Source organism: Vibrio sp. M250220 (assembly GCF_036533795.1).
Lineage (GTDB): Bacteria > Pseudomonadota > Gammaproteobacteria > Enterobacterales > Vibrionaceae > Vibrio.
The window spans coordinates 14,738-35,293 of the sequence record NZ_JATABI010000017.1; the positions used below are offsets into that span (position 1 = coordinate 14,738).

Below are 20,556 nucleotides of genomic sequence, written 5' to 3' on the forward strand. Positions count from 1 at the left end.
AGTTCAGTTCCAAGCTCTATTTCGTTTATTAACCTTCGAAAAATTCTTCATCAATTCTTTTCAAATACAATACATCTTCATTACGGCTACCAATGTTGTAACGCAGCATCAGCTTAGCCAACTCTTTACCGTTGATAAGCACGATACGCATACCTAGGTCTTTTGCTGTCTGAGTTGCTGACGAGGTAAAATCAGATGTAGTGATGAAAATACCTTTCTGTGCTTTCTTTAGATTAAGTGCTCCAAAAAAGTCTCGGATTTCACCTGCACTAACATTGTTTCCATCAGCATAACGCTTGGCCTGAATGTAAACCTGGTCAACACCAAGTGGGTCTTGATTAATCACGCCATCTACACCGTTATCGCCGCTCTTTCCAAGCGTATGAGCCATACCCTCATCGCTTCCGCCATAACCCATTGCTAGTAGCAGGTCGATAAGTAATTGCTCAAAGAAGGCTGGAGACACTTTACGTGTTCGAGACAGGATGTCTGAGGCTAACGCGTCGTTAATCTGTTTGTAAGCGGCCCTTAGTACTTCATCTGGCGTCGCATCACTATCAGACACTGTTGTCTCTTCAACTTTGTCTGAATCACCGTTCTTTTGTTTCGTGAACGCATTGAAGTCATCAAAACGTTTAAGGTATTGGTTATTAATCTCGTCGCCACTGTTTAGAGCATCTTGCCCCAATTCAGTTATCACGAAATGACCACGTCTTGTCGAATCCAAAAGCCCTGCTTTCGCTAGATAGGTTTTGGCCCATCCGACGCGATTTGTAAAAGCCGCTTGTCGTCCACTAGGAAGCAGCTCAGTTCTCTCGTCTTCTGACAGATTAAATTGCTCCGCTAGCAAGTCTACAACGTTGCTAAGCTTAACTTCTTTATTCTTCGCAGCCTCTAACACTGGCTTCATTAAATCTTGATAACTTGGAAGCACTATACACCCTAACCATTTTGACTTTTACTTTCGGCAATATACCAGGATATACAATCAGTTACATTGATATCCGTTACGTTTATTTGGACTTACCAGCCAATCCAATTATTAATGCTCCCAAGGCCGCTCCCGCAATGAAAGTACCGACATTGCTCCCCCCTTCAGACTTAGCTTTTGTGGCGTTACCTCTAGGTTGGGCTTGAACAGACACCTGTTCACTTTCCTTGAGATTATTAACTGTATTCACAACCGAATTAAAAAGTTCATCTGGAGCAATACCAAGAGCTTTAGCACATTCAAACATCTGATCAACAGAGAACGTTGACTTTCCTGATTCCAAACGACTATAGCTAGCTTGTGAGAGCCCCATTTTTTCAGCTAATACGCTCTGCTCTATGGCTAGTTCTTTGCGCTTATTCGCGACGACCACACCCAGAATCGATGAGTAAGAAACCATTTTATCTTGCATTTTTGCCACCAATAACTAAATAACACTTGATCAACTAAGCGCATAGGTATAACTTAAACGCATCAATATGCGTTTTACGTATTTATCTGTTAATTTTGAATACACATACTTTAAATCAAAAAGGGGAAATTATGAATAGTAATCTTAGTATTGGTGACCTACTTTATCGTTCAAAGCTGCTGGTAGAGCATGCCGGAATCTACCTAGGTAAAGGGCGAGTACTTCACAACTCGCCAGATGGCAACGTAGAAATTTGTACCTTAGAAGAGTACGCAAATGGAAAGCCAATCAAAGTAGTCTTAAGTCACCTATGTGAGGAAAAGAAAAATGAACTGTTCAACCAAGCAGAGCAATTGATTAAGAAAGCGAGAAAATATGGGGTGCTAGATAATAACTGTGAGCATTTAGCCTCTACAGTACTACACGGCAAACCTTCAAGTGAGCAGCTACAAGGGGCAGGCTTGGGCGCGGTTGCAGGTTTGCTTTTTGCTCACTGCAACCAATCGAAGAACTCTTTGCTGTATATTTTAGCTGGTGGTCTTATCGGGTGTATGGCTGTCAATGCAGCTCGTAGATACGATTGTGTGGTATGAAAAGAAAGGAGTGGGACGCATAGAACCCACTCCTTAACTTTTTTGTATGGCTAAACGAGTACCCAAATAACACGCAAAAAATCGCATAACTTGCATACCACATTTTTTAACCTTGTAACAAACCTTGTAAGGACACATACCTTAGAACCCGTCAACGAGAAGGGGATGAAGCATTAACCCGTTTGTTGATAGTGGGCCGTGGGTGTATTGGGCAATTAAAAAGACGTCCGTGGACGTCTTTTTAATTGAAAGCGGGCGTTGAGTGAGGAGCCTTGCTGTGTGGCATCACAAAGGGATGTCAAAGGACAACAGCACCTCTCCCGTTGTCATAACGGGAAGTGAGAATCCTGCACTAATCCCCGAGTCTCGGTGAGTGAATCTGGTGCCAATACTGGCATATTGAGGAGAAAATTGTTGCGCAGAAGACATTTTACTCCATGTGCTGATGGTCAGATCTTGGTTAAACTGAGCGGTATACTCTAGCGCAAATTGAAGTTGCTTGGTGCGTATCGTCTTGCTTTGTGAGTACTCATATTCAAGATGAGAGATGAAAGACTGCCACTCCAGACTCATTTTCATCAGTGTTACCAATGCATCGTAGTCTTGGTGTGTGCCGCTTAAGAGCCCTTTTTGGTATTTCACCCCGAAAACGCTGTCTAAAAGGAAATCTTGATATTCAAGGCTGTATTTTGCATCACTACCAATACGAAGTAAGCTGTTACGAAACGAGCTTTCATCGTAAAAAGCATTACTTGAATCTGAATAAGCCTCTAGTGTTTTGTGTGTATAGAGCCAATCTGAGGTCACAAATAACGCCAACGGGATACGCTCAGCATTAAACATCTCTTGCTGTATTTGAGCAGAAGCTAACCATGTACTCGCGTCGGTCTTACCTTTCGCTGAATTGGATAGTGACTCAAGCTCAATGCGACTTTGTTGGTTGCCAACCGCGAACTCAATAAACAGGGTATCATCAACCCAGGCTTGAAAATATGGCAAAGCGGAAAAACCAGTTTCACTCGATTTGGCGGTATTTTCAGCCGACAATTTAGTTTCAAACACGCCCAAAGCGATCCCTGATACAGAGGTTGAGGTGACGGGTGCGTCCATGCCAAAGACTAAGTACTTAGTCTCTGCATCATACCCAGCCACAGAGCCAACACGCTCCTTCACCGTCTGTTGCGCCGTGAAACTAGACCAAATACGAACACCACTATCAGACGTTCGATTAGCTATATTGAAACTACTTGATGAAAGATTGGATTGACTCTTAATCGGTTCAGTCGAAGGCAACACGGCCAGCAAAAGGTTGGCTTGTTGCGTCGCGTTAGTTGCGATGTGTTGCTGAACAACCTCATGAGCGCGAGGAGTGTCCTGAACGCTATCAAGATCAGGATCGATAGCTGGAGGTTCAACCGGATCAGTACTTTTTAACGTGACCTGAAGAATGGCTTCTTTTTGTATATTGTAGTCAGAAAGGGTTCTGCCATCTTCAAGCACAAGACCAGAAAACATCAAACTCTGGCTATCAATCGCTATGCCTTCTTTATCTTGAATTTTGGCTTTTACATTTTCAACACTATCGGACGCTTCAACATCCAAGGTGATCGTTTTTCCACTAGGCACTTTAACAAAAATCTGCATAGCAAATGCAGGAAGGGGCGCGAGTAGACAAAGCATTGAAACAACAACACTAATAGTTTTTTGCATTTTATGGATCTCAAATCATCAAGCGAGCGTTATAGCTCCGACCAGTTATAAGGCGCGAAGTATATAGAACTCTCGTCACTATTAACAATTCATTCAATAATTCGTATTGTGTGGGGTGTATCAGGATCAGAACAGTCGTGCTCGGTAGGGAACGGAACAGCCGCTGCAGTCTAGTTCACAAAGGTGCACGCAAGTCAATCAATTGGGGCTTTTTACGTTTGGTATTTCAATAGTTTGATCTAGGTTGTATTGATATTGCTTATTTTTGGCTAGTTTTATCATTAGGGTAGCGAGTCAATACCCACGATTCAGGTGGGATGCAAATCAAGGTGGTGCCAATGAATGACTGCATGCAACGGTCAACATACGTCAATCTGTCTGGCCGCAATTTAGAGTATTTACTCACCACCGAGCTGAATCGATTGGGATTGGATTATTTTGTGCTAATGATTATCGACGCCAGTCAAAATCCCATCTACCAATATGTTCATGGTTTTTCTATGCGTCAAATGGCTATCTATCAGCAACACATCGACCATGATGTTTTTTTTCACCACTACATGAAGATGGGATTGATGGGAGACTTAACGTACATGCAACAGATGCTACCGGTAAAAACCATTCGCGACCCAATTTTTCAAGACATCTTGGTGCCTACACTCGACCTTCACCATTCTCATAGTGGATTGGTACGTCTAAACCATGGACACTACCTGATGCTAAGTAGCCATGGCGACGCGAGGTTAAGCCCGCGTGACCAATCTCAGTTGCAAAACGTTTGGCAGTTTCTAGGTTGTTGGGGCAACTTTTGGTTAGCGGAGCGCGAGATGGAGAACCGCTTTGCTCAATTAACCACACACACTTCTTCAGGATTGCCATTAGAACTGTTAACCAGCGCGGAGTTGGCAGTCCTCTACTTGTTGTCACAAGGCTACGATGGCAGCGAGGTCGCCAAAATACGTAATGTATCGAAAGAGACAGTGCGCAGCCAAATCAAACAAATCTTACACAAGACCGACTGTCGCCATCAAAATCAACTGCTGAGTCGTTATTTTTTTGAGCGTAAACCGGCACCAACTGAGCGATGGATAAGTCCCCCTTCACGTCTAGCGGAATTGATATAAATCAAGCCGAGCGCAGTTAAGAATCATTCATCCCCCAAATGGGTGATGAGCTTTAACTGACTGCTTTCTAAGCTGATTGTGACCCAATGAAGTGCGCAATTGCTAGGGAGGCAAAATGAGAGTCAACAAGGTCGCCTTGGCGCTAGGATTAACTGGTGCCCTGTTGTTAGTCGGGTGTGACAGTGGCGGAGATAACCCCTCTTCCACAGGCTCCACCACGGCAACACAATACTCAGTCAAAGCCATAGATGGTTACTTACGTAACGCGAAGGTATGGCTCGATATTAACCAAGACTTCCTGCATGACGCAGAAAGTGAACCGAGCGCGATAACCGGTGAAGGTGGCGTGGCGTTGCTCGATGTCTCTGCGATCCCAGACTATCAAAAATATCAAATCGTGGTGCACGCTATTGCTGGTGAAACAATCGATGAAGACACCATCAATAACTCAAATCCTGGTGGTCAAGTGATGCAAGGCAGCATGGTACTTTCTGCGCCCGCCGGCGAAGCCAACATTACGCCACTGTCGTCGATGGTCAACCTAATCATGAACAAGAACCCGACGGCACTATCTGACCCCGAGCAATATCAGCAGCTCAAGCAACAAGCGGCTAATGAAGCAGCCAGTTTACTTGGGCTTGATCCTGACGCTCTATTTGATGACTACCTTGACCCCGCCACTCGCAACGAGAAATCGACATTTGCGGCACAAAACATCGTCAAATCCGAGCAGGTATTACCTTCTACCCCACAACAAATGGTCAATCTGGTTCAGGATGTACAAAGTGCGGGAAGCAACGCGAGTCAAACGGTTCCTGAACTCATGGTCGTTGAAGCGGTGAGCAACAAAATCAAACAGGTGTTAGATAACACCGAAGAGGACCAGCTCGCCAATACACCAGCGCCGGTCCAGCCTCCTAGTCAGGATAATCCCCCCTTGGATGATGATGGAGACGGTGTGCCAAACTCGCTCGATGCCTTTCCCAATGACGGAGATGAATGGTTGGATAGCGATGGTGATGGTGTGGGTAACAACCAAGATGCATTCGCTTTTAACCCCAATGAGACAAAAGACTTTGATTTGGATGGTGTAGGTGACAATGCTGATTTGGATGATGATAACGACGGCTATCCAGACGAACAAGACAGTGAAGCCAACAATCCCAATATCGCAGGTGACCACGACGGTGACGGTGTAGACAGTATTATCGATCTATTCCCCAACGATAGCGAAGAGTGGGCCGACAACGATGGAGACCAAGTAGGCGATAATGCCGACCTATTCGACGACGATCCAACCGAATGGGCAGACCAAGATAAGGATAACGTGGGTGATAACAGCGACGCCTACCCTGATGACAGCACCAAATCCGTCGCCGACACTTATCAAAGCAACGACGCACATCGAGCCGTACTTAACATCAATCATCGACAACCTATGTTGCTTAATGTTGCTGTTAGCAAACGAGTCGAGCAATTAAATGATGGCTCGCTGCGCACAACGCTCAACCACCTTTACACCGCAGATGACCACCAAGTCTATGGTCAAACCGAGAGTCGCGAATGGGCTTTGGCAGGAAACTTTACCCGAGTCCACGAATTTAGCTTTGACTTTAATCTCGATGGCAACGCACAGTTCGAGGGGCAACTGCTTGATATTGGCAGCCGCAGCCCTAGTGGTAACACTGAAACATTTTGGCGTTATGTCGACGAAAGCGATGCCAGCCCTGAAGGAGGAGTCAATGGTGATGGTCAACGTGAGTTTGACCGACTTGACTTCAGCTCACGTCAGCACCCCACTGAATTAACAGGCATCGATACCATTCAGCACTTTAACCTAAACATTGCGACCAATAACAACCAGCAAGTCGTGACCACGACAATGAAGCAGTTTGTGGTAGCAGGATTCGACTTAAATAACGGCCAAACACAGCCACAAGATTATATCAGCCATAATCGTACCGTGATCCAGGACCTTATCGATATTGAAGTCGAAGATAAGCAAGATTGGGAGGCCGATGGTACCATTAACACAGTTTTAAGCCTCACCAACAATCAGGATGGTAGCTACGAGTATGGGTATGCCCGTCCGATCTGGGATAATCCACAAGATGGTATTCATGAGGAGTACGCCGACTTTAACTACACTGCGAACAATTGGGACAACTTAACTAGCTATTGGTACGACTATCAGCTACTTACCCGATCTGATGGAAGTCAGCAGCATTTCGGCCAACGATTTGTGCTTGCTGATGACAACACCAAACGAGTGGATGGACAGTCGCCAGAAGGTTACCGCTTCCACTGGTGGCAAATGGACTCTGATGATGTTTCTGACACTGAACGCAATGAGTATGTCACTTGGGCACATCTGGCGCTAGATGACTACAACTTTACAGCTGCAAGTGACAACATAGGTCAAGCTTATCGCATTTACAGCCGCCAACAAGATGATATTTGGACAACCCTCTCTTTTGATGAATGGGGTAGCACCGATGTCTCTCAACTTGCGGAAAGAATCGAAGCAGCTCGCTCTGGTGGAACATCGATGTACGACATAGATGGTTCAATCATCCCTGGCTTGAATCGTTATGCCGCCTCATTGCCCAACGAGACTTTCCAATACTTAGCAGACGGCTCTCCACGTCAATGGTTTGCGGTTACTCAAGACCCACGCTTGACCGATGGTACGCCAACCGTGGTTCCTCTTACCTTAACCGACGATGGTGTTTTGCCCGACAGCTATGTTGTCAGCAACGGTCCGGATCTTATCTTAACCGCTCCGATTAACGCTAATAACATCCAGCCAACACCGAGTGCTTACTATCGCCAACGCATAGATATGTATAACTTAGACATGGATCCACAACGCTTTAGCTGGACCAGCAACCTTGGTCAATTGTTTACCGATCAGCAGGTGGCAGAGCAGCGTTTAGATCAAGTCCTAAATCCTAGCTATCACCTTTGTGAATCACAGAATTTACTGCTCCAAGGTAACGTTGATACATACAGTGACTATCTGGCAGCAGCGTATATGTGCGGTTACATCGGTATTGATAGCAGCTATTTAGAAGGGCTAACGTTGCACTATCAGGAGAGCGATACCTTCTGGCTTAGCTATAAGTTCCTCGCCAACGGCAGCGGTGATTATTATGAATCAAATGGTTTCCGAGTTCCCTTCAGCTGGGCGATTGATGAGAATGGTATAGTGTCGATTAATAACGGTGGTGACCAAGAGTATTTCGCCTACATCGCCCAACAAGGAGGAAAGTTTAGTTTACTTGGCTTCTTTAGGTGGCAAGACGATGGTGTAGAGTTTAGCGAGATCAGTGGTATGGAACTGACCACCTACGAGCCGAATGTATCCATGGCCGAAAGTTGCTCTGCACAAAACTCCCCGTGGGATGAACAGAACGACAAACCAGCCGCATATGGCACATTGCAAGATTATGATTCAGCCTTGGCCAGTTGTTATCAACAGATGGGTGATGGCAGCAAGCTTAGCGCCGAGTTGCTTGCTGGTATAAACCCCAATGTTCGCGGCAACTGGCTAGTCGGTCATTATGCAGATAATAATGGCCAACGAACCTTTGTTAAAGAAGAGCAACTCTACTTTAAACCCAATGGAGAAGGTGCGTTTGTCGATGCACAAGATGGTGAGTTTGGTTTTACTTGGTACGTAGTAGATGGGCGCTTAACGATAGAAGTGACCCATCCAGACTACACTGGATCGTATGAACTTAACGAGCTAATTAATTCAGGCAGTAGCGACTTATCGTTTAAAACCTTCTGGTATGACACCACATGGCCCGATGTCAGCTCCGGACAAGGGGAAATCCTAGATCAAATTTATCGATTTGATGGTTATCGGTAGGCAATACCATAGAGGCTGCTTATATGCAGCCTCTTCGTTGGGTCGCTTGATCCCGCGCCATAAAAACGACTCACTAGAAAGTTGCAGAAAGTTGCAGGGACATCAGACACCTTAAGTCTTAGCTCAACTCTTTGAATGGGAATCACATTTTCAGTTTTATCTCTAAGGAATACTCAATTATTTGTATAAGCTAACCTTACTTTTAAACAGGTTTTGTAGTCTGATGGGATTTTTGTTTTAGTCACTATTAATCATATGAAGAATCAGAAAGTCGCGTTTTATCTGCCCAATGGCAACAACTATCAAGCTGAGCTGCCACTTTGGTGTATAGCGAGAGAAGATCGAACAATTTCTAACAAGCCTTGGCTAGAAACTTCTTGGATTGGCACAGCGGGGTATAGGAGTGGGCTTGCTCTGTTTTGTTCAAAATTGGATGCTTATATTCAATGTATACGTATGAACGCAAATGGTGACGAAGCTTTAAAAGGAAAGTGGAAGGTTTATTCGTTCTCCGATCTCAATCGTTTAGAAATGTCGATTTCAAAAAAATCAATTTTCAATGCCCAGAGCACTCCCCCTCGATTCAAGAAGAGCGCTACGCTTCGTCGTGTTTCCTATTATTAGGCTGGAAAACCATTCAACATTAACCAAAGAGTATTGTTATGAAGTTTGTTACTAAAGGGACAGGAACCACAACAGGCGGTGTTGTACTCGAAGGTCATAATGATGTGATTGTTGAAGGGAAGCCAGCGACCTCTATTCATCAATACGGCTCTTGCGCCTCTGGGCGCAAAAGCTGTAAAGGTAAAGGGATTATTGTTCCTGTCGGCAATGGTAACAAAGTCTATCTTCCTAATGGGCAGCAAGCGGCATTAAGTGGATATCAGATTCTGTGTAATTGCCCAGATAACTTCATTCTTGAGTCAAATAGTTCGGTTAATGTGGGAGAAAATGTAAGTTTTGGTTCAGGTGTTTCGATGACGTCAGCACCTTCGAACCAAAGCCTTAATAGCCAGCAATTAAGCCCCTCAAATGCATCTACGGCTTCTCAAGCTGCTACTCCTCAGATAGACCCTAAAAATGCTTATTGGCCTCCTTATAATCCATTAGCGCCTGAAGGAAAGAAAGAGCTGAAAGTGATCTATGAGCAGCCAATTAAAGATTATGCTTGGCTATCTGTTGAAGAAGCTGAAGAGTTTGCCCAAAATCTCTATGAAGATTTAGGGGGCAAAAGTACGTTAGGTGATATAAAAAATTATGGTTTGGGCTTAGGTAAAGGTTCGTATGATGCATACATGGTTGCTAAAGGTTTAGGTGGATTAAAAGTCCAGTCCTATACAAAAACAATTAATGGTCAAGACTGGATCATTATCAAAAACTATCGCAAGCATCTGAAAACTCTTGAGCGTGGTCATAAGTGGAAAGCAAATAACTCAAGAATTATTAAGATGAGCTTAGGGCTAAATGATCTAAAAGGAGCAACTCGATACGTTCGCTTTAATGTCGGTTTAGAGTTTGCTGTTTCAATTGGTATTAATGCCCTTGACTATGCATTACGAGATGAAGCTACCATGGCAGAGTTTGTTGGTAACTCTTCTGTCGATATGGTTAAAGGCTTTATTTCATTGGGAGGTGCAGCATTGCTTACGGCAGCCTTTGTCCCTGCAACAATTGGCGTTTTGGCAACAGGATTATTTTTTACGGTAACTTCTTTTTACATCGGTAAGGGACTTGATCATATAGATAATGAGTATGGTTATTCTGAAGATTTTGTAAAAGAGGCTGAAAAGTATTTCGAATGAACTTTGTGCGAATAATAATTGGCCTTCTAGTAACTATTGGAGCTTACATTCAGGTCAGTGACCAAATCACCAGTGCTTTCTCAAACGATGGTAAGATTGTGCTTGATGGCCTATTAAATATTTGGGCGAGCTTTGGGATGCTATTAATATGCCCATACCTGATTATTTATGTGATTAAAGATGAGTTTACTCTCCGTTTACCTATTGGAGATGCTAATCGTGTCTTAGTGATCCTCGGTTTGGTTGTGGCTCCATTGCTTGCTATAGGACTTTATAATCAATCCCACGCGAACGTAACTAACTATGTGGAATGCAAAAGTGAACGCAAGCTCTCCAGTCGATACTCTAGTCGAACTTATGCCATAACTGAAGATCTGTGCCAAACGCTAAAATCCCAAAATGATTAACTACTGTAGCTAGTTAGGAACAAATTTGGAAAATATTATTGTCTTAATGTTTCTTATCGTTTTTGGATGGTTGGCAATATCGAACCTATTCTTTTTCTTCTTATTCGTTATGGTTTGGTCGGTTTTAAAACTACAGAAACATGAACAAATACAAGGACGTTATGCTGTATTGAGGTTGCCAACTTTCCTTCATGGACTATCAGAATTTACTTCGAGATTACGTTCTAGATGTCAGCCAGTGTGAAAAGTTTTAGGTAGGAAAGAGTTCTTACTCATAAAAGGTTCACGGTGACGCTGAGCCTGTAAAAGCGACTTAAGCTCTGGCTTGGTAATGGCTTTAGTTGGTCGAACAGGCTGCTGTTCTACTGGTAAAAAGATACAATGCTTTGCGTGAGGGTAATCGATGGTTTGATAGCATGTGTGAGCTCCAGTGTGGGCTCTTGCTATCTTTTAGAACATTCAGATATGAAAAAAGGCCTGATAAATCAGACCTTTTAGAATGTGGCGGTGAGTGAGAGATTCGAACTCTCGATACGTTGCCGTATACACACTTTCCAGGCGTGCTCCTTCAGCCACTCGGACAACTCACCGTATTGTAGGTTGGTTTCGTTAACCAACGAGGCGCTAATTTAATGATTCTATTAAGTTAGGTCAAGCCCAATCCCTAAAAAAAGCGCTGTTGTTGGCTTGTTTGCTCACTTACTAGCTAATTCGTTCATGATTAGTCCAACTGAAGCGGTTGCGGCTTACCAACTAGGCTTGTTGATAGTAGCCCGGTACTCGAAACCACTTGCGGCACATATCAAGGAAGTAACCGTATAGTACGCCCATGCCACAAGAGACAATAGCGTTAGACGTTACAGCCGTAATAATTTGATCCGTTGAAGCGCCTACCGTGAACAGGATGGCAGCATAAACCGGAGACTGGAACAGAACATAAGCGATAAGGTCAGCTAGGTTTTTCGCCACACCAGAGTCTGAAATGCGTCGGCCCTGACGAAGCATAAAGTCGCGGAAAAGACCATATGGCCACGCAATGGCGATATTGACAGGAATAGAAAGCGTTCTTGATGCCAGCGATTGCTCAAAAGTCATTCCTGAAATAAAGATCTCAATGATCATTCCAGATACAAAACAGAACACTACCATTGCAAACGTATCTGCAGCCGCGTTACGGATGCAAAAAGGCCCACGAGCTTTCATTTTTACCCTTACCTCAACATAAATTACTACAAAAACAACGACACAATAAAACTTTCAACCACAACCAGAAAGCACACTGGTTTATGTCGCTATTAGAGCACTAATTATTCAGAATTGGATGCTGAAGTTAAACTCAAGTGGTAAATAAACAACCACTTTTGGTGATAAAGTTAGATAAATTCGCTACCTATTGAAATCTAGATTAAAAAACACTCAACTTGGTGTAATTTAGTTACAGTAGTCTTTCATTTGTACAGCAAGGACATCTAAGTCATCTTGGTTGGGGAGTTCTCCTGCGGCCAAACAGGATGAAATGGTATCGATATTTTCCTGAAGCAAAGGGACAGCTACGCCTTCAAGCTGCTGTTTTATTGAGCCTAAACGTTCCTGCGCCTCTGCGAGTTCTTGATTTTCAATCGCCATGAAAAACATCATCAAAGGCTCTTCAAGCTTGATTGCAGTATTTTCCTTTGAGCAGCGGAATAGCTCTGACTTGAACTGATATAACTTATCTGAGTGGCTTAGCAGGGCATCATCCAACTCAGTTTCGTCTATCGGTTTAGAAACAATGTAGTTCACTCCTGCGCCAAACATTCGTTCACGCGTGTCTTTAAACACATCGGCAGTACATCCAAAGATTAAGATCTCACTCTGAAAGCCCGCTAGGCTTCTGATTGCCGAAGTTGCTTCTACGCCATCCATGACAGGCATATGGTTATCCATAAGCACCAAGTCATAGCTTCCTGTTGCAATAGCATGTACCGCCAGTTCACCGTTCTCTACACACTCACAAGTAAACCCTTTGTTGGTCATAAAGGTATTCAGGATAATTGCATTGGTTCGATTATCTTCAACAATCAGTACTTTTAAGCCGTTGTAATCCAGCTTGCGATGTTCAATCAACTCAGAGAACACTGGCTGGCACTGCTCAATACAGAGTGAAACTTCAAAGCTCGAACCAATCCCTAACTCACTGGTAAGCCGCACTTCCCCCTCCATAAGTTCACATAGCTGTTTTACGATCGCTAGACCAAGCCCTGTACCACCAAAGCGCCTAGTGGTGGAAGATTCTGCCTGTTCAAACGGCTTAAATACTTTCTTCTGGGCATCTTTCTTAATGCCTATGCCGGTATCTCTCACTCGGATCAGTAGGTAATTTCGAGCGTTGCGCTGTTCTTCTTTGAAATAGACTTCAACGTAGCCTCGTGAGGTAAACTTAACTGCATTGTTGAGCAGGTTGAACAAAATCTGCCGCAAACGAGCTTTGTCACCTTTATACCAACGCGTTGTCGGAACTTCAGAATAGACTTTAAATTGCAGCCCCTTCTCTGCACACAAGGTGTAGTAAACGCTGTTTACGCTGCCGATGATCGATTCCAACGGGAATGGATGGTACTCAAGCTCAAGGTGCCCTTGCTCTACTTTAGAGAAATCGAGGATCTCATTCAGCAAGGTCATCATGTGCTCCCCTGACTCATAGAGTGTTTTTAGGTGTTTGCGCTGCTCTTGGTTGAGCTCTGTCTTCTGTAAGATCTGCGCGGTGCCCAGCACCCCATTCATTGGGGTTCGAATCTCATGAGACAGAGTCGCAAGAAAAGCACTTTTCGCTTTTGTAGAGGCTTGAGCCTTGATTTTTTCTGCTTCTAAGTAGACCGTTTTTTGGTTGAACGAATCGATCAAATACTTAATCTCATCATTGCTGTTGTAGCGGATGTCGATGCTACCGCCCTCTTTAGACATATCAACACTGCGGGCGATGACACTGATTGGCGCAATGAGAAAACGGTTGATAAGGAAGTAACCTAGCATGACACAAACAAGCATGATCGGTACGATCGCGGCTTCAACCTTAGACACTACATCATAAACCTGTTCGTCCACTAAGCGTTTGGCGTTGACCACATCGACGCTCCAGTTGAAATCCCCGAACTGATACTGGCTAATATAGATACCATCTGCCAACTGAAAGTTATATTCCATGATCACGTCACCGTAGCCGTCCCTCAGGAGAACCCCTAAGTCATACTCCTCAGCATGTAAGCGAACAAATTCAACGAGTGTTTGTAGTGAGATATCTACCGTCGCCACGCCAGCAAAGACACCATTGACGTAGTAAGGCGAAGAAGCGGTAATCATCTGAACATGGGTAAAAGGGTCAATATAAACCGGGGACCAAGAAACGGTACCAATCGGTTTTTCGACGACAGAGACGTACCACGATTCCTGATCGTATCCACCGGATTCAGGGTTATCCCACGACAAAATCCGATCCACCTGCCCATCATTAGCTCGGTTAAAGAAAAGGCTTTTAAGCCCCGTATCCTGATCAATGGAGGGCGGCACTGGCCACAAACCGCCGCTAACGGTAACGCCATCAATCAGAGAGAAGAGGTTATATAGCATCTCGGCCTGATGTTCTTGATCATCGGGGTTGCTGCCCAAACTCACAATTCCCTGCAAGATCCCCAGAGAACTGTTAATTGGCTCCCCAATCTGCGACGAGATGAGCTGAGTTCGCAAATCGAGATTCATTTCTAGTTGTTCACGCGTAGGAGGCTCTACCACCAAATAGCTAATGGTACCAATTAAGGTGATCACCATAGCGAGGTAAACCGCTAGGGCGACGATGCTCTTCCGTTTCAGTGATGAACGTATATCCATAAATCTTTGAATTTTGACTGTTTATAAAAAATTATAGCGAATATATCGTGACAGCAACCTTTTTCTCCCAAGTCTGGGCTGTTACCATTGCCATATCACATGTCCTGATTTTAATAGGGTGTCTAAATTGACTCTACAACAACTGCTCGCATTACCAGAGCTTGAAGGTAAGCTCATCAACGAAGCGAAGACCCATGGTTTTATTACTGCTATGGCAGCCGCGCCTCATATCCTTACTCCCCATGAATGGCTACCTTTCCTATGGGGTGGTGAAGAAGTCGCGCCTTTTAGTGATGGCGAGCAGCTCGAAAGCTATGTTGAGCAGATTATAGCGTTATGGAATGCATACCGCCCTGCTCTACTGTCGAACCAGTGGCAGTGGCCAGAAGGCTGCGCACTAGATGAAGAAGATATCGTTACTGAAGCCACTCGCGACTTTTGTGAAGGCGTATTGCAAGGCTGGCAGCTTTCTCGTGATGATTGGGAAACCATTATGCCAGAAGACAGCGAAGACAACGCCTTACTTGGCGGCGTGCTGTTATCGCTAAGTATGCTTTACGATCCAGAGACCTCAATCGCTACATTGTCTGAGCAAGGGATTGAAGGTCTAGAACAGTTTGAAGAGATCTTCAACGCAATTCCAACCATGCTGTGCGGACTGGCTATGCGCGGCTCAATGCTGGCTGAACAAGAGTAACACTATTGAAAATGGCCGCTCGCAAATCCGAACGGCCATTGATACTAGCTGAGTTTTTCCCATTCAAAATTCTCTATTCGCTCGTCGGCGATATAAAAAATCTTGGCTCCGGCGACAATCTCACGCTCCAGATCCGGATTGAGTTCTATTCCTTTTCCTACATCTAAAGCAATCAAGGTTGAGTGAAAGTGGCGCTTCATATAGTCGAAGGCCAGTTCGACCTTAATCGGTGACATAGATTGCGGATAGACGGTGGAGTATTGCGTCATACCTCGAGTCGACGCTAACAGCTCTTGATGAAGCGCACTCGAACCTGGGTCAACCGCTGCCTTTGCAAGCATCTCTGCCCCTACAGCTGGAATACACTCAGCATTCGGGCAGTGCTGGTTTAGCAGTCGGCTCAACGCCTCATCTTTAAAATAGGCGAGTAGATGCGCACTCGGATTGACATTGGCGCTGTAGAGAGCGGCCGAAAGAGTAATATCGTCTTCCAAATTATCAACCACAATACAGCCAGCCTTATCAATTGCGGCCTTTTCCATCTCTTGTGTGTCGGTGTAACTGGTCACTTTGACGAATCCAATTTCACCAGGAAGTGGGTTTTCAATATCCGAACGACTACACAACACAATCGGACGCTTTCCCTCTTCTTCATGTTGCAGCATTCGAATCAGGTGAATAGTTCGTTGTCCATTCCATCCTAAAAGCAATATATGATTTTCCACACCAACTCTCCGTTTTCCTAATACACCTGCACGCCAGTAATCCACGGCGCCGCCTGCTAAGCGTCCAATTAAAGCCGCAAACAGGGTTAATCCACCCGGAATAACAAGCAATACGACAATCCACTTACCGAGCGAGGTTTGTGGTGAATGGTCGCCATAACCCACCGTTGATGCCGTCACCATCAAAAAATAGATAAAGGTCGAAGGTTCTGAAGTGAGTGCATGCTCACCACTCAGGCTAAGTAGCGCCCAAGAAACAACAATATAGGCAACAACCAAGAGCGCAAGGTTGCGATTGCTCAGATTAAACAGGTTGGAATTCAACCATTTTTTAAACGTTAACCAAAGAGACATGGTGCTCCTTACCTCTAACTCACGAATGGTTATTTAAACCCAAACACAAGTATAAAAAAACCAGCCACGAAAGCTGGTTTTTATATCTGTGACAACACTCTACGTTTACGCGTTGCCTTTCACTTGCATATTCAGTTGCTCAGCGAAGTCGAGCATACGGTTCAATGGGATCAGTGACTTAACACGAACTTCTTCATCAACAAAGATTTCATGCTCTTTACCACCATCACGTAGCGACGATTCGATCGCTTTCAGGCCATTCATCGCCATCCAAGGACAATGTGCACAGCTGCGGCATGTCGCGCCCGCCCCTGCTGTTGGTGCTTCAATCAGTTCTTTCTCAGGAACCAACTGTTGCATCTTGAAGAAGATACCTTTGTCCGTTGCAACGATCATCTTCTGCTGTGGCAACTCTTTTGCCGCTTTGATTAGCTGACTGGTTGAACCCACTGCGTCTGCGAGTTCAACAACGCTTGCCGGAGACTCAGGGTGAACCAAAATCGCGGCTTCTGGGTAGAGACCTTTCATCTTGCGTAAAGCGTCGGCGGAAAACTCGTCGTGAACCACACACTCACCTTGCCAAAGCAACATATCTGCGCCAGTTTTATTCGCGATGTAAGAACCTAAATGGCGGTCTGGACCCCAGATGATTGGCTTATCTTCAGAATCTAAGTGCTCAACAATCTCTAGTGCGATACTTGATGTCACAACCCAATCAGCACGTGCTTTAACCGCCGCCGAAGTGTTGGCGTAAACCACAACGGTGTGGTCAGGGTGTGCATCACAGAATTCAGTAAACTTATCCGCTGGACAACCAAGGTCAAGTGAACACTCGGCTTCTAAGGTCGGCATCAAAATACGCTTTTCAGGCGTAAGAATCTTGGCAGATTCACCCATAAAGCGAACACCAGCGATGATTAGGGTGCTCGCTGGGTGGCGGTTGCCAAACTTAGCCATTTCGAGGGAGTCGCCAACAAAACCACCCGTCTCTTCTGCTAACGCCTGAATTTCAGGGTCAGTGTAATAGTGGGCAATTAGGACCGCATCTTTTTCTTTAAGCAGCGCTTTGATGTTTTCAACATGCGCTTGTTTTTGTTCAGATGTCAGCGGTACTGGCTTTGGAGGGAAAGGGTAAACTGTTTCAATCGTATCTAATATGTGGCTCATTGCTCTTGCTCTACGCAACTTCCGGTAATCCGCGTATTGTAACCTCAACAAGCGAGTCTATTCCAGTTTCCCTAGTAATAAGATAGACAGGAAAGAAAAAAGGAGCGACGAGCGCTCCTTTTCATGGCAATTTTTATTAATTCAAGCGGGTGTTCGCTAGCTTAGCCGAAGCACTGTTCGGGTACTCGTCAACCACTTGTTGGAAGTACTTTTTCGCTTGCGCAGCATTGTTGTTACGCTCGGCGATTTCACCAAGTTTAACCAGTGCATCCGCACGCTTGTTTGAATCTTTGTAAGTCACCACGGCAGCAAAGCTCTTCACTGCGTCTTTATCTTGCTTCTTAGCAAAGTAAAGTTGGCCAAGCCAATAGTGAGAGTTTGGCGTGAAACTCGAATCTGGATAGTCTTTCTGGAACTGCTGAAAAGCAGCAATCGCACCCGTATAGTCTCGTTTCTTAAGAATCAAGTCTACTGCGTTTTGATACGCTGTTTGCTCATCGATATCAGAGCTAAATGTACCACCAGTGTTAGCCGCTGAATCTGTCTGTTCTGTCTTAGCTACTGGGGCTGCCGCTTGAGCTCGTACTTTATCGAGTTCAATAAATAACTCTCGCTGACGCTGCAACATCTGCTGCATGTCATAGGTACTTTTTTCAAGCTGGCCACGCAAATCGCTAATTTCATTAGCCATATCGTCTAATTGCTGCTGCATTTGCAACTGAACACGATTGCGGTTTTCCAATAGGCGCTCTAAGCGCTGAACATCAGTTTCGTTACTACGAACTGAAGACGAAGAAGTGGCGGAATTGCTACCGCTTAGGTCGGATACTGGAGCTGGTGCAGCGAGAACAGTACTCGCTGCACTTGCCAGTAACGTTAGCGTAACAATGCGCTTAAGGTTACTGAACATGAGGTTTTCCTCAATTAGTACACTAGAACTGCACGGCGATTCTTAGCGTATACATCTTCTGATTGACCTAGAAGAAGTGGTTTCTCTTCACCGTAGCTTACGATAGAGATTTGGTCAGCTTGAACACCAAGAGCTTCTAGGTATTTAGCAACTGCGTTAGCACGGCGCTCGCCTAGTGCGATGTTGTACTCAGGAGTACCACGCTCATCCGCGTGACCTTCGATAGTGACTTTTAGAGCTGGGTTTTTGCTTAGGTATGCTGCGTGTGCTGCTAGCATTTCTTCGTAATCACTAGCGATAGTTGCGTTGTCGAAAGCAAAGTAGATAGTTTGAGTTTCGCGTAGTGCTTGCTCTTTTAGCTCTTGCTCAGACAATAGGCCGTTTTGGTCGATTGGTGAAACAACTGTGTTGTCTACAGTTTGAGTTTGGTTTGTCTCAGTAGAACCAGAAGCATTTGCCGCATCGTCACTTGAGCTACATGCTGTAACCGCTAGAACTGGTAGCGCAATTAGAAGCCCTTTAAGAACTTTGTTTAGTTGCATTGTTATAGTTTCCTTTATTATTGATACTTACTTGCTACAAAAACGGTGACCATGCTGGAGCACGAACTCGACCATTTGTTGCCGGTAACCTTGCTTTAAAGCGTCCATCAATAGACACCATAGAAAGAACATTGGTTTTGTTGTAGATAGAGCTGTAAATCACCATGCCACCATTCGGAGCGATACTTGGTGACTCATCTAGCAACGTTTTAGTCAACGTCTGCATAGCGCCCGTTTCAAGATCTAGCTTGGCTAGGTTGAAACCTGTGTTGCTACGATTGACCATTACCAAGAAGCGACCATCAGGGGTAATTTGACCACCTAGATTCTGGCTCCCCTGCCATGTAATACGTTTGGTTGAGCCGCTTGCCAAATCTACTTGATAAATCTGAGGTTTTCCACCCCGATCCGAAGTAAAGATGAGAGATTTACCATCTGGATGCCAAAACGGTTCAGTATTGTTCGCTCGACCGCTGGTAATTTGAGTCAATTTACGAGTATTCAGGTCTAGCGTGTATACCTGCAAGCTGCCTGTTTTCGACAACACGAGTGCGAGCTGAGAACCATCCGGAGAGAATCTTGGCGCACCATTGTGACGAGGGTATGACGTAACTTTCTCACGCTCACCTGTGTAGATGTTCATGATGAAGATTTCAGCTTGGCCATTTTGGAAGCTAACATAAGCCAGTTTTTTACCATCTGGTGACCATGCTGGTGACATCAAAGGTTGTTTAGAACGAAGCACAAGGCGCTCGTTGTAACCGTCATAGTCAGAAACACGTAACTGGTACGGGAACTGATCTTTATCATTCACCACCACATAGGCGATACGAGTCAGGAACGCGCCCTTCTCACCAGTAAGTGCCTCATAAACCAGATCAGAGATACGGTGAGCATACTCTCTCATGCGTTTACCCGGTACCGTCGCTCGCTTGTTAAATAGTACATGATCTTTCGATAGTACCAACTGACCATCATCGCTAAGCGCCTTGCTTTGACCTTGAGTCAGTTGACCACGAACCACATCAACAAGTTGGTAGTTAATCACATAGTCGCCTTTGGCATCTTGCGAGATTGAGCCGGTAACTAAAGCATCCACGCCTAAACCAGTCCAAGCATTAAAGTCTACTTCGGCATCGCTGTAGGGTGTTTGTGGCATTTTGCTGGTCGCCACTGGGCTAAATTTACCACTGCGTTGAAGATCCGATGCGATCACCGCAGAGACATCTTCAGGTAACTTAGTGCTGCCTTCCCATTTAAACGGCACAATAGCGATTGGACGAGCCGAATCGATACCATCTGTAATCACAAGTTCCAGTGCCGCATTGGCTACGTGAAACGCACTCATCACGGTGAGCATACATCCTAATACTAGTCGCTTTAA

Annotated in this window: 17 protein-coding genes and 1 tRNA gene; 7 read left to right on the forward strand and 11 right to left on the reverse strand. The window is 44.8% G+C overall.

Translation table 11 applies throughout. The features are described 5' to 3' along the window. Positions 1-28: 28 nt before the first annotated feature. Entirely contained in the window at positions 29-934 is a 906-nt protein-coding gene (locus QTN94_RS08300) for a restriction endonuclease (RefSeq protein WP_331427421.1), read from the reverse strand. Positions 935-1,013: 79 nt separating this feature from the next. Then, entirely contained in the window at positions 1,014-1,403 is a 390-nt protein-coding gene (locus QTN94_RS08305; RefSeq protein ID WP_331427422.1) for a helix-turn-helix domain-containing protein, read from the reverse strand. Positions 1,404-1,498: 95 nt separating this feature from the next. Between QTN94_RS08305 and QTN94_RS08310 the strand changes: the two genes are divergently transcribed. Further along, positions 1,499-1,996 (forward strand): lecithin retinol acyltransferase family protein, encoded by a 498-nt coding sequence (locus QTN94_RS08310; RefSeq protein ID WP_331427423.1) that lies wholly within the window; start codon positions 1,499-1,501, stop codon positions 1,994-1,996. A gap of 285 nt (positions 1,997-2,281) precedes the next feature. Here the strand turns inward: QTN94_RS08310 and QTN94_RS08315 are convergent, their stop codons facing one another. Further along, positions 2,282-3,706 carry a ubiquitin-like protein gene (locus QTN94_RS08315; RefSeq protein WP_331427424.1) on the reverse strand — a complete coding sequence of 475 codons (1,425 nt, stop codon included), beginning with the start codon at positions 3,704-3,706 and terminating at the stop codon, positions 2,282-2,284. Between the two features lie 350 nt (positions 3,707-4,056). Here QTN94_RS08315 and QTN94_RS08320 point away from each other — a divergent pair, with 350 nt between their 5' ends. The 5 genes from QTN94_RS08320 to QTN94_RS08340 all read left to right on the forward strand — a co-directional run bounded on the left by QTN94_RS08320 (position 4,057) and on the right by QTN94_RS08340 (position 10,913). Beyond that, positions 4,057-4,830 (forward strand): helix-turn-helix transcriptional regulator, encoded by a 774-nt coding sequence (locus QTN94_RS08320; protein WP_331427425.1) that lies wholly within the window; start codon positions 4,057-4,059, stop codon positions 4,828-4,830. Between the two features lie 115 nt (positions 4,831-4,945). Beyond that, entirely contained in the window at positions 4,946-8,704 is a 3,759-nt protein-coding gene (locus QTN94_RS08325; RefSeq protein WP_331427426.1) for a hypothetical protein, read from the forward strand. Between the two features lie 255 nt (positions 8,705-8,959). Beyond that, the gene (locus tag QTN94_RS08330) at positions 8,960-9,328 is read left to right on the forward strand and encodes a hypothetical protein (protein ID WP_331427427.1); all 369 of its coding nucleotides are present in this window, start codon (positions 8,960-8,962) and stop codon (positions 9,326-9,328) included. 38 nt (positions 9,329-9,366) lie between these two features. Then, the gene (locus QTN94_RS08335; protein WP_138972464.1) at positions 9,367-10,506 is read left to right on the forward strand and encodes a PAAR domain-containing protein; all 1,140 of its coding nucleotides are present in this window, start codon (positions 9,367-9,369) and stop codon (positions 10,504-10,506) included. Then, the gene (locus QTN94_RS08340) at positions 10,503-10,913 is read left to right on the forward strand and encodes a hypothetical protein (RefSeq protein ID WP_138972463.1); all 411 of its coding nucleotides are present in this window, start codon (positions 10,503-10,505) and stop codon (positions 10,911-10,913) included. The genes QTN94_RS08335 and QTN94_RS08340 overlap by 4 nt, the downstream gene beginning before the upstream one ends. Before the next feature lie 502 nt (positions 10,914-11,415). On the opposite strand, the gene QTN94_RS08345 is transcribed toward QTN94_RS08340, so the two are convergent. The 3 genes from QTN94_RS08345 to QTN94_RS08355 all read right to left on the reverse strand — a co-directional run bounded on the left by QTN94_RS08345 (position 11,416) and on the right by QTN94_RS08355 (position 14,777). Then, positions 11,416-11,503: transfer RNA gene (locus tag QTN94_RS08345), tRNA-Ser, on the reverse strand. A 163-nt stretch (positions 11,504-11,666) separates the two neighbouring features. Beyond that, entirely contained in the window at positions 11,667-12,116 is a 450-nt protein-coding gene (locus QTN94_RS08350) for an L-alanine exporter AlaE (RefSeq protein WP_138972460.1), read from the reverse strand. 228 nt (positions 12,117-12,344) lie between these two features. Continuing rightward, positions 12,345-14,777 (reverse strand): ATP-binding protein, encoded by a 2,433-nt coding sequence (locus tag QTN94_RS08355; RefSeq protein WP_331427428.1) that lies wholly within the window; start codon positions 14,775-14,777, stop codon positions 12,345-12,347. Positions 14,778-14,904: 127 nt separating this feature from the next. Here QTN94_RS08355 and QTN94_RS08360 point away from each other — a divergent pair, with 127 nt between their 5' ends. Beyond that, a complete protein-coding gene (locus tag QTN94_RS08360) occupies positions 14,905-15,474 on the forward strand; it encodes a UPF0149 family protein (protein ID WP_331415987.1) in 570 nt (189 codons plus the stop codon). Between the two features lie 44 nt (positions 15,475-15,518). Here QTN94_RS08360 and QTN94_RS08365 read toward each other — a convergent pair whose 3' ends face one another. The 5 genes from QTN94_RS08365 to tolB form a co-directional block, all read right to left on the reverse strand. Then, positions 15,519-16,553 (reverse strand): potassium channel protein, encoded by a 1,035-nt coding sequence (locus tag QTN94_RS08365; protein ID WP_331427429.1) that lies wholly within the window; start codon positions 16,551-16,553, stop codon positions 15,519-15,521. 105 nt (positions 16,554-16,658) lie between these two features. Beyond that, positions 16,659-17,720, reverse strand: a complete 1,062-nt coding sequence (gene nadA, locus QTN94_RS08370) for a quinolinate synthase NadA (RefSeq protein WP_331427430.1) — start codon at positions 17,718-17,720, stop codon at positions 16,659-16,661. 136 nt (positions 17,721-17,856) lie between these two features. Beyond that, a complete protein-coding gene (gene ybgF / locus QTN94_RS08375) occupies positions 17,857-18,630 on the reverse strand; it encodes a tol-pal system protein YbgF (RefSeq protein WP_331427431.1) in 774 nt (257 codons plus the stop codon). A 14-nt stretch (positions 18,631-18,644) separates the two neighbouring features. Further along, complete coding sequence (gene pal, locus QTN94_RS08380; protein WP_138972454.1) at positions 18,645-19,172, reverse strand: peptidoglycan-associated lipoprotein Pal; 528 nt, start codon at positions 19,170-19,172, stop codon at positions 18,645-18,647. Between the two features lie 34 nt (positions 19,173-19,206). Then, positions 19,207-20,520, reverse strand: a complete 1,314-nt coding sequence (gene tolB / locus QTN94_RS08385; protein ID WP_443088787.1) for a Tol-Pal system beta propeller repeat protein TolB — start codon at positions 20,518-20,520, stop codon at positions 19,207-19,209. Positions 20,521-20,556 lie beyond the last annotated feature (36 nt).

What these genes read in the sequence shown, in the direction of transcription:
- QTN94_RS08355 (WP_331427428.1), bottom strand. Translation starts at nt 14,777, where the DNA reads ATGGATATACGTTCATCACTGAAACGGAAGAGCATCGTCGCCCTAGCG.
- nadA (WP_331427430.1), bottom strand. Translation starts at nt 17,720, where the DNA reads ATGAGCCACATATTAGATACGATTGAAACAGTTTACCCTTTCCCTCCA.
- QTN94_RS08330 (WP_331427427.1), top strand. Translation starts at nt 8,960, where the DNA reads ATGAAGAATCAGAAAGTCGCGTTTTATCTGCCCAATGGCAACAACTAT.
- pal (WP_138972454.1), bottom strand. Translation starts at nt 19,172, where the DNA reads ATGCAACTAAACAAAGTTCTTAAAGGGCTTCTAATTGCGCTACCAGTT.
- QTN94_RS08320 (WP_331427425.1), top strand. Translation starts at nt 4,057, where the DNA reads ATGCAACGGTCAACATACGTCAATCTGTCTGGCCGCAATTTAGAGTAT.
- QTN94_RS08315 (WP_331427424.1), bottom strand. Translation starts at nt 3,706, where the DNA reads ATGCAAAAAACTATTAGTGTTGTTGTTTCAATGCTTTGTCTACTCGCG.
- QTN94_RS08340 (WP_138972463.1), top strand. Translation starts at nt 10,503, where the DNA reads ATGAACTTTGTGCGAATAATAATTGGCCTTCTAGTAACTATTGGAGCT.
- tolB (WP_443088787.1), bottom strand. Translation starts at nt 20,520, where the DNA reads ATGAGTGCGTTTCACGTAGCCAATGCGGCACTGGAACTTGTGATTACA.
- QTN94_RS08325 (WP_331427426.1), top strand. Translation starts at nt 4,946, where the DNA reads ATGAGAGTCAACAAGGTCGCCTTGGCGCTAGGATTAACTGGTGCCCTG.
- ybgF (WP_331427431.1), bottom strand. Translation starts at nt 18,630, where the DNA reads ATGTTCAGTAACCTTAAGCGCATTGTTACGCTAACGTTACTGGCAAGT.
- QTN94_RS08305 (WP_331427422.1), bottom strand. Translation starts at nt 1,403, where the DNA reads ATGCAAGATAAAATGGTTTCTTACTCATCGATTCTGGGTGTGGTCGTC.
- QTN94_RS08365 (WP_331427429.1), bottom strand. Translation starts at nt 16,553, where the DNA reads ATGTCTCTTTGGTTAACGTTTAAAAAATGGTTGAATTCCAACCTGTTT.
- QTN94_RS08350 (WP_138972460.1), bottom strand. Translation starts at nt 12,116, where the DNA reads ATGAAAGCTCGTGGGCCTTTTTGCATCCGTAACGCGGCTGCAGATACG.
- QTN94_RS08335 (WP_138972464.1), top strand. Translation starts at nt 9,367, where the DNA reads ATGAAGTTTGTTACTAAAGGGACAGGAACCACAACAGGCGGTGTTGTA.